General features: G+C 40.0%; 5 protein-coding genes and 1 pseudogene. All 6 read right to left on the bottom strand.

Translation table 11 applies throughout. The features are described from left to right. Window positions 1-111 precede the first annotated feature (111 nt). Window positions 112-264 carry a hypothetical protein gene (locus ABF638_RS35465; RefSeq protein ID WP_435027465.1) on the bottom strand — a complete coding sequence of 51 codons (153 nt, stop codon included), beginning with the start codon at window positions 262-264 and terminating at the stop codon, window positions 112-114. 73 nt (window positions 265-337) lie between these two features. Next, a complete protein-coding gene (locus tag ABF638_RS35470) occupies window positions 338-2,179 on the bottom strand; it encodes a COP23 domain-containing protein (protein WP_435027467.1) in 1,842 nt (613 codons plus the stop codon). Then, complete coding sequence (locus ABF638_RS35475; protein WP_435027468.1) at window positions 2,163-3,470, bottom strand: hypothetical protein; 1,308 nt, start codon at window positions 3,468-3,470, stop codon at window positions 2,163-2,165. Before ABF638_RS35475 ends, ABF638_RS35470 begins: the two co-directional genes overlap by 17 nt. A gap of 3 nt (window positions 3,471-3,473) precedes the next feature. After that, entirely contained in the window at window positions 3,474-4,181 is a 708-nt protein-coding gene (locus tag ABF638_RS35480) for a hypothetical protein (RefSeq protein WP_435027469.1), read from the bottom strand. 35 nt (window positions 4,182-4,216) lie between these two features. After that, window positions 4,217-5,587, bottom strand: coding sequence for a tetratricopeptide repeat protein (locus ABF638_RS35485; RefSeq protein ID WP_435027470.1), 1,371 nt, complete (start codon window positions 5,585-5,587; stop codon window positions 4,217-4,219). Window positions 5,588-6,402: 815 nt separating this feature from the next. After that, a pseudogene (locus ABF638_RS35490) lies at window positions 6,403-8,410 on the bottom strand (hypothetical protein); the annotation flags it as partial.

Genomic DNA, 8,410 nt, shown 5'->3' on the forward strand with positions numbered 1-8,410 from the left:
AAGATTCTTCGAGAGTTTGGTAAAAATTATGTAATTAATTTTGTTTAGCTACTTACCATTCAAGAACAAATTCTAGAATCCCCCTTTTCGGGGGTTAATGCAAAAAACCCCTTATTGGTGAAGATGTAATTCAGGTAATGCAAGAGTTTTTAACTGTTTGGGCAATATCAAGCTAGACTTATTGATAGGCGATCGCCTCCCATTACTCTTCAAGCCCTTATAACGGCGTAATTCACCAACAATTGGTAAGATGAAGTTTAGCATTTACAATTTCTTTAGAGACAGTCTATAAGGGTGAAAATGAACAGACTTGTGAATAGAAGTTGATATTTCATAGTTAGGGTATTCCCCATTTACGAAGTTTTTCAATCACTACATCCATGTAATAGGCAAAACCAAAGCCACCCGTGGCAGGGGTTAGAGGTTCAGCCTGACTTCTAACGGCGTCCTGTCGTTGCTGATTAGGATCATTAATCTGCACTACGATACCGACAACTTGCTGTTTCTCTTTATCAATTACTGGTCCACCAGAATTACCTTCTGCAAGGGTGGCTGTGATTTGTAGTTTGTTTTCTTGGGATATTACATTGCTAATTCTGCCAAATTCGGTAGTCCAGTCAGCGCCATTGCTGGGATGACCAATGACGATGACCTCAGTGGTACGACGCACACTGCCAGAATACATTGGTAATGGCTGGATATCTTCTGGGATGCCTGTAACTTCGAGTAAGGCTAAATCTATCGGGTCATTGGCATCTGTGATTTGCATAATTCTAGCTCTGTACCGGGGGAGAAACTTGCCAGAGGGCGGATTGCTAAAAAATTCCAACTCAATTTTTTCGCTGGGGCGTTTTGTGCCTTGAGCATCCGTGACCACATGACGATTAGTGAGAATCCAGGCTGTATTTCCCTCACGTTTCACTACCCAACCAGCACCAATATTATTCCCAGTGGGAATTTCAGCGACAATCCGCACGACAGAACGCAAAACTCCAACTAAAGGTTCTTGTTGTGGGCTGGGTAACCATTTGCGATCATCTACTATCAGGTTTAGTTTCTTTCGATAAACATTTAAATCGAAATAAGTACCCTGTGTAGTTTGAGTAACGGAGGTAGAGTCTGGACCACTTAGGTGTATCGGTAGACCTGAAGTCTGTCTACTATAATCCAATAGTTGCCTTAGTACTAGCTCAGGATTACTTCCAGGCTTGAGAGTAAATAAAATTCCCTTGCAACCATCACCCAGATGAGCCACAACACATACTACTGGTAAACTATTGATTTTTCCTGCCGTTAAATAATTCAGAGTACCATTTTGGTAATATTGTTCAAATCTTGCTGATATGTGCTGACAACGCTGCTGAGGGGTATAGTTAGAACTACTAAAATCATTGTTACTCCAGGTAATAAAGGGAACTTTGCCTCGTGAAGTTAGAACCATTATTGTTGGTCTGCCATTTCTCATGGCGCAAACAAATTTGGCACTCTCAGGATATTTAAGTTGATTAATCTGCAAAGCTAATAGGCGTTGCGCTTCTTTCAGATTGTTTTGGGCAATTACATAATTTGGCTCTAAGGAAATTGCCAGCTTGAACTCTTCAATTGCCTCTTTTAACTTTCCTTGCTGCTGTAGTGTATAGCCTAAACCATTATGAGCGTAGCTATGAACTGAGGGAATAACAGATTTATCCTCTGGTAAGCTAAGAGCTTGCTGATAGTTGGCGATCGCTTCATCCAGTTTTCCCTGAGTTCCCAGCACATAGCCCAGACCGTTGTATGTATAAGCATATCTGGGGTCGAGTTGGATGGCTTTTCTGTATGCGCTGATCGCTTCATCCAGTTTTCTCTGGAGATACAGTGCCTTGCCTAGCTCTAAGTAAGCGGCTACATTTTCAGGTTCAATTTGCAGAACTCTACGCCAAATTGCTTCAGCCTGTGAGTCTTTACCAGCATCTTGGGCTGCCTTGCCTTGTTGAAATAGCTGTTCAATAGTGGTTTGGGCAGATGCCAACTGAGGTGTCGTAGCCAGAGATAAGCTTAAAAATAAGCCAATTAGTTTAGGATTTTTCACAATCCACCCAAATAAATAGAAAATCTCTATTTTTAAGTAAATATACCACTTTTTTATATTAGAGTTGTCGCTTAATAAGGTAAAGTAACGATTATGGTGAATTAGCATTGTTTGAATCTTCTTCAGACTTTGCAGCCAGTAACAAGGGTAGTAAAGCACCTACAACACCTCCACAGAAGGAAAGCAAGACTGAGATAGCGTCTTTGGTGAGATATTTGGCTAAAAAGCTGGGACGAATGCTATCAACGATAAAGTTGGGGTCTAAACCGATTTCTATACCTTCACTTCTTCCCGAAAAACGTACTTGCAAACCTTGAGGTGATTGTGATCGCACTTGCATTTTAGTCACTAACTTAATTCCGGGGTTGCCTGTGATAAAAAACTGATTGGGTTTCAATTCCAACTCCTGTTCTGCCATACGGACTTTACCTCCAAGAATGCTGGAAATTTCAAAATCATCTTCCACATTGCCAGTGCGATCGCTGTGAGTAAATCTCACATTTTCTACCTCTAAGTTTCCTCGCAACCACTGACTGGATGCTTCAGGAGTTACTTTTGGTAAGTTTATATACAATGTTGTCGGTGGAGTTAAATTGAACGCAAACTGAGATGATTGGGGAGTAAAGATAAATTCTATTGGGTTGGGATTTTCAGGAGTATCTTTTTTACCTAACTCTGCGATGCTGCAACCTTCTAAATTAATTTTTAGGGGTTGACTGCCAATTTCAAGACTTAATTCACCAAGTTTTGTTGCTTTTATCTGAGAAGATTTAGCAACATCTATAGAGTTTGTATCTGTTTGCAAGCATAAATTTTCAGGATTATTACCTTTGTCTAAGCAGAAAGATAAAATATCCTCATAGGAATTATAAGTGAGTTGATTAATTTCTGTATTTGGTTGTATTCGTAAGTCAGTTAGTTCGATTTCACTCTGTTTTTTAGGATCTGATGGTTCGATAATTAATTTACTTTTTGCATCAGTTAAATTGATACTGATTTGCTGAAGCTGGTTTAATTTTGGTTCTGAAGTACTACTAAATTTACCGTTCAAAGTTAAAGCTTGCTGGCTTTGTAGTTCAATTCTTTTAATCTTGCTAATCGAGTTAATAAATAGCTTATTATTTTGATTATCTGTATAAATAAAGCTGATTCGCTCTGTGATTAAATTACCTTCAAAGACATGAATACCGCGCCAAAATAATGATGTGGAAATTAAAAAAATACAAATTATCAGGATAACCAAGCCTAAAATCAATGTATTGTTTTTAGTTAAATAGCCTTTAACTCTTTGCAATTGATTATTTTTAGAAAAATTATGGAATTTGTATAACTGTTTATTGATCTGCTGTTTCAGCTTTGTAAAATCGATTTTTTGCCGTGGTCTTTGCCTGCGTACCATAATTTATTTCAGCCAATTTGGGTTGTGTTCAAAAGCAATTTGTCTGGTGATTTTCTCCGGTGGTCTGCCAATTTGCTCCTGTTCGGCAATTATATAAAGCTCATAGCGACCAGCAGGAAGATTTCTGCCATTCCAATTAAAAACCACTTCCCCACGCTGAAAATTATTGCGAGGGCTAGAGTGAATAACTTTACCATTACGCCGGATTTGTAAAGTCGGGAATTTTGCCCGACTGGGAGTATAAAAAACAAATTGATATTTCCCTGAAGATCGTTCTAAAATTACGGGAACATATACCACTTTGGAATCAAAATTCACGTTAGCTAAGGCACGCAGGCTAGTTGGGAGAATTTGCGCTTGATTTAAAATAAAAGTATTCCAAGAAAAAGTAAATAGAGATTTATTTGATGTGAGAGACACGTTATCCAAGATATAGTTTTTGCCCAGAGATTGCACCAGAACATTTGGGGTAGCGTTGGCAATACTGGGAATTTTTAATGAGAGAGTATTAGAATAGTTCTTGATACCAATAGTAGCAAAAGAAATCAAGCGCAAACCCCTATCGCTATTTCGCTGTTTAATTCCCTCACAACGATTGTCATCTCGGCGCATATATACGGTCGATTTGGGATCTCCTGACGGACAAGCTTGGGCTGGAAGAGTACTAATAATGAAAATAAATAGGCTGGCAAAGAAGGCAGTATATTTCATATTGTTCGTGTTTTTTATATTTTAAAAAGTTAATTTTATTGATTTAAGGAAATCCCCCAACTACGCAATTGTTCGACCACAATATCCATGCTGTAAGCAAAACCAAATCCTCCGGTCGCGGGAATTTGCGGTTGGTTCGTACTGGCTAATTCCTTAAAATTTTGATTTGAGTCGCTAATTTCCACCATTAAACCAACAACAACTTGCTTTTGCAGGTCGATTACAGGTCCACCAGAATTACCTTGTGCGAGGGTTCCTTGTATTTGATACTTCCGTTGTTGGAAGAGAAAATTGCTCACTTCCCCGGAAACTACAGTCCAGTCAGCACCATTGCTGGGATGTCCGATGACACGCACCAGGGTAGTACGGGGAACTCGACCGAAAGCCATTGGCAGGGGTTTGATATCATCGGGGATGCCAGTAACTTCAAGTATGGCTAAATCAAGGGGATTGTTAGGATCGGTGATTTTAACTATTTTGGCTGGGTAACGGGGTCGATATTTATTATTAGGTGGCTCACTATAAAATTCCAACTCCAGTGGTTGTCTGCTTCTTTCAAAATTTGTCACCACATGACGATTGGTGACTATCAAAGCTTTATTTCCCTCCCGTTTTACTACCCAACCAGAACCAATATCATTACCAGTAGGATTTTGGGCAATAACCCGCACCACAGACCGCAATACACCAACTAATGGTTCATCTTGGAGACTGGGCAACCATTGGCGATCGTCTTCTACCTTGGTTAGGGAAGGATTTTTTCGTAAGTCTAAGAGTCGTTGTGCTTCCTTAAGATTGTTTTGGGAAGTTGTAAAGTAGGGGTCTAGTTTAATAGCTTGCTGATATTCCTGGATTGCTTCTTCCAACTTGCCTTGTTCTTGAAGTACCCAACCTAAAGCATTGTAAGCATTAGCAAAATTGGGATTGAGTTTGATCGCTTTGCGATATGCTGCTACTGCTTCGTCTAATTTTTTCTGCTCCCTCACTGCATCGCGCCAAGTGTAGTAAACATCAGCATAGCTGGGATTGAAGTCTTGTCGTAGGAATCTTTCTCCCATCCACTGCTGCCTCAGTTTCGCTTCCTCTAATTTATTCTGCTCACTGAGTACAACGCCTAAATTGTTGTAAGCATCAGCAAAATTGGGGTTGAGTTCGATCGCTTTGCGGAGTTGAGTTTCCGCTTCCTCTAATTTATTCTGCTTACTCAGTACAACGCCTAAATTGTTGTAAGCATCGGCATCGTTGGGGTTGAGTTTGATCGCTTTGCGGAGTTGAGTTTCCGCTTCAAATAGTTGAATTTGGTATATTGTTGGGACTATTCCATCGAGCGATATAGCAACTGCTACTAGGGGTGTTGCTGTCAGAGATAGGCTTAGAAATACAGCACAAATTTTTATACAACGCATGTCTCTTATGAAAATAGGGAGTGGGGAATAGAAAATTATCAGAATCGCGAATTTTTAAAAGTTACGGTTCTTGTTATTCAAATATCTAACTTTTGATAGATGCGAATAATATAATTTATTATGGTATTCGTTGTCAGTAAAAAAGAAGGCTTTCTGCTCTCCTGTTGTTGCAGGATGGAAGTTGGTTTTGTAACTATAAGTAAATGGCAGTCATTTAGACGAATATACCGAAAAATATTCTTTATAAATACACATATTCTACATATATATCTATATCCAGCGCATAGTGCGTTACAGGGGGTATGACGAAATATGTGCAAAATTACCCAGGTTGTAAATTTTTGTAACGCATCATCTCAAAACCCTTGACTATCCTAGATTTCAACGTCTGACTTTAGTATTGTCTTCAGACCGAAACATTCCCAAAAAGAACTGTTTATGGGCAAGTTTGATGAAGTGACAAGGGTGAAGAGTCGATTCTACGGTCATGAATTAGAAAAGCTTATATATCATTTTTGGGCAAGTTAGCAAATCAAGAAAGTGCTTCCTGTAATTCTTCTTTACAACGTGTCCGATTTTGCACTTACTTCGTCATGCCCCCAAAAAGGTATTGAGCCGAGTGACTAGCCAAGTGAACGCTGCCAATAGTCAAAGCATCTTTCCAGGATTTAAGAACTCGTGGCTCGGAGTCGGCGCAGCGGAGTGGCTCTTGCGGGCTTGCAGGATCTAGTTGACCCAACCAGTAATCTTTCTGCCCGTAAGAGCCACCGACTCCGAGAGCGAAGCGGTCACGAGTTCGTCGGATCAACGCGAGATTATCGGCTCAAACCTCGCCCCTGTTGTTTTTGCTCCAGTATCTCTTGCTGCTGTTGCTGCTGTTCAATAAGAATCTCATTCCAAGTTCGCCCACTAGGTGCAATTCTTTTAGCCTGGGGCAGCATTGACTGAACGACTTGGGCCGCTTCATTGCCCAGATCATCATTATTAAATGCCAGCCCAATCCTGTTGATATTTTTGAGAAACTCTATTGGCAAGTGATCCGGGTCATCCACTGCCATGTACATTGTTCTAACTGGTGGTTGCCCCTTGTGTTCATTCCTGTCAATCTCTGCCATTGTCAACGCATCAATGGGGGAGTCACACAAAAATACTCTCTCAATTTTGTCGTCTGCCTCTCCACCCAATTTCAGGTGAAACCACCCCTCGGAGCGATCGCTGTTTTCGGGGTACTCCGTACAACGATTGTCAAGACGTGCGGTATCCCAAAGCAGTGCGCCTGACTTTTCACCGTTTAAATCCCGCTTGATAAAGACAACATTTCGGTGCTGGTCTATGTAACCCAACCCCTGCTGCTGTAATGGGTGTACAAGGAAGTTTGTTATACCGCGTTTTTGAGTCAAGAAATGCTGTAATACTGGGCGTAGGCTTTCATCCTCTGGCGGTGGTGTAAACTGGGGTTGTTCTTGTAAGTGTGCCAGTTGATTGTTAGCGATTAGTACCAATGCTTTAGCTTCATCAGTAGTCCATCCGGCTGGACTGGCAAAGATAATTTCTTCAACTTCTTGGGGTGGTTTATTATCTAATAGCGCCCTGATAGCAATTTCTGTGTCTCGGTCAGTCACTAATAAGTTTTGCAAGTCGGCGCTGTAATACTTATATAACTCGGCTGTTTGATTCGGGGTTAGTTTTGGTTGATCTGCGGCTAGAGTTTGAGCTTTGTTAAGAGCAACTGCATCCACTGGTTTTTGTGATCTATGGAGTTGCTCCAAATAAACAATCGCTGCTTCCAGGTCGTCGAATATGGTTCTTCCGGCTGATAGCTGCTGATTTTGAGAAAGTTGTTGTGTTAATTCTAATACTGTTTGGGTTAATGCTGATTCAACAGTCGATTGCTCAACATAATCAGAAATTGATGAAATGGCTCTCTTCTCTAGATATGATTGTAACTCAGTCGCAAGCACTGCATCCAGGTCATAAAATGTAGCTTTAGCTGTAACAAGCTGCTCTTTGTATTGAGAAAGTTGTTGCGTTAATTCTAATACTGTTTCAGTTAAGGCTGACTCGACAGTTGATTGCTCAATATAATCAAAGATTGATAAAATAGCTCTCTTCTCTGCATGAGATTGTAACTCAGCCGTCAACGCTGTTTCAAAGTCATTGAATGTAGTTTTATCTTTAACTAGTTGCTCTTTGTATTGAGATAGTTGCTCTGTTAATCCTAATACTGTTTCAGTTAAAGCTGACTCGATAGCTGATTGCTCAATATAATCAAAGATTGATAAAATAGCTCTCTTCTCTGCATGAGATTGTAACTCAGCCGTCAATGCTGTTTCAAAGTCATTGAATGTAGTTTTATCTTTAACTAGTTGCTCTTTGTATTGAGATAGTTGCTCTGTTAATCCTAATACTGTTTCAGTTAAAGCTGACTCGATAGCTGATTGCTCAATATAATCAAAGATTGATAAAATAGCTCTCTTCTCTGCATGAGATTGTAACTCAGCCGTCAATGCTGTTTCAAAGTCATTGAATGTAGTTTTCGCTTCAACTAGTTGCTCTTTGTATTGAGAAACTTGCTGTGTTAATCCTAATACTGCTTGGGTTAAAGCAGACTCGATAGTTGATTGCTCAATATAATCAAAGATTGATAAAATGGCTTTCTGATCTGCATGGGATTGCAACTCAGCCGTAAATGCTTCATCAAAGTCATTGAATGTAGTTTTAGCTCCAAGGAGTTGCTCTTTGTATTGAGATAGTTGCTCTGTTAATCTTAATACTGTTTCAGTTAAAGCTGACTCGATAGCTGATTGCTCAATATAATCAGAG

Origin of the sequence: Nostoc sp. CALU 1950, assembly GCF_051172895.1 — a bacterium.
GTDB lineage: Bacteria > Cyanobacteriota > Cyanobacteriia > Cyanobacteriales > Nostocaceae > Nostoc > Nostoc edaphicum_A.

What these genes read in the sequence shown, in the direction of transcription:
- ABF638_RS35480 (WP_435027469.1), bottom strand. Translation starts at nt 4,181, where the DNA reads ATGAAATATACTGCCTTCTTTGCCAGCCTATTTATTTTCATTATTAGT.
- ABF638_RS35475 (WP_435027468.1), bottom strand. Translation starts at nt 3,470, where the DNA reads ATGGTACGCAGGCAAAGACCACGGCAAAAAATCGATTTTACAAAGCTG.
- ABF638_RS35465 (WP_435027465.1), bottom strand. Translation starts at nt 264, where the DNA reads ATGCTAAACTTCATCTTACCAATTGTTGGTGAATTACGCCGTTATAAG.
- ABF638_RS35470 (WP_435027467.1), bottom strand. Translation starts at nt 2,179, where the DNA reads ATGCTAATTCACCATAATCGTTACTTTACCTTATTAAGCGACAACTCT.
- ABF638_RS35485 (WP_435027470.1), bottom strand. Translation starts at nt 5,587, where the DNA reads ATGCGTTGTATAAAAATTTGTGCTGTATTTCTAAGCCTATCTCTGACA.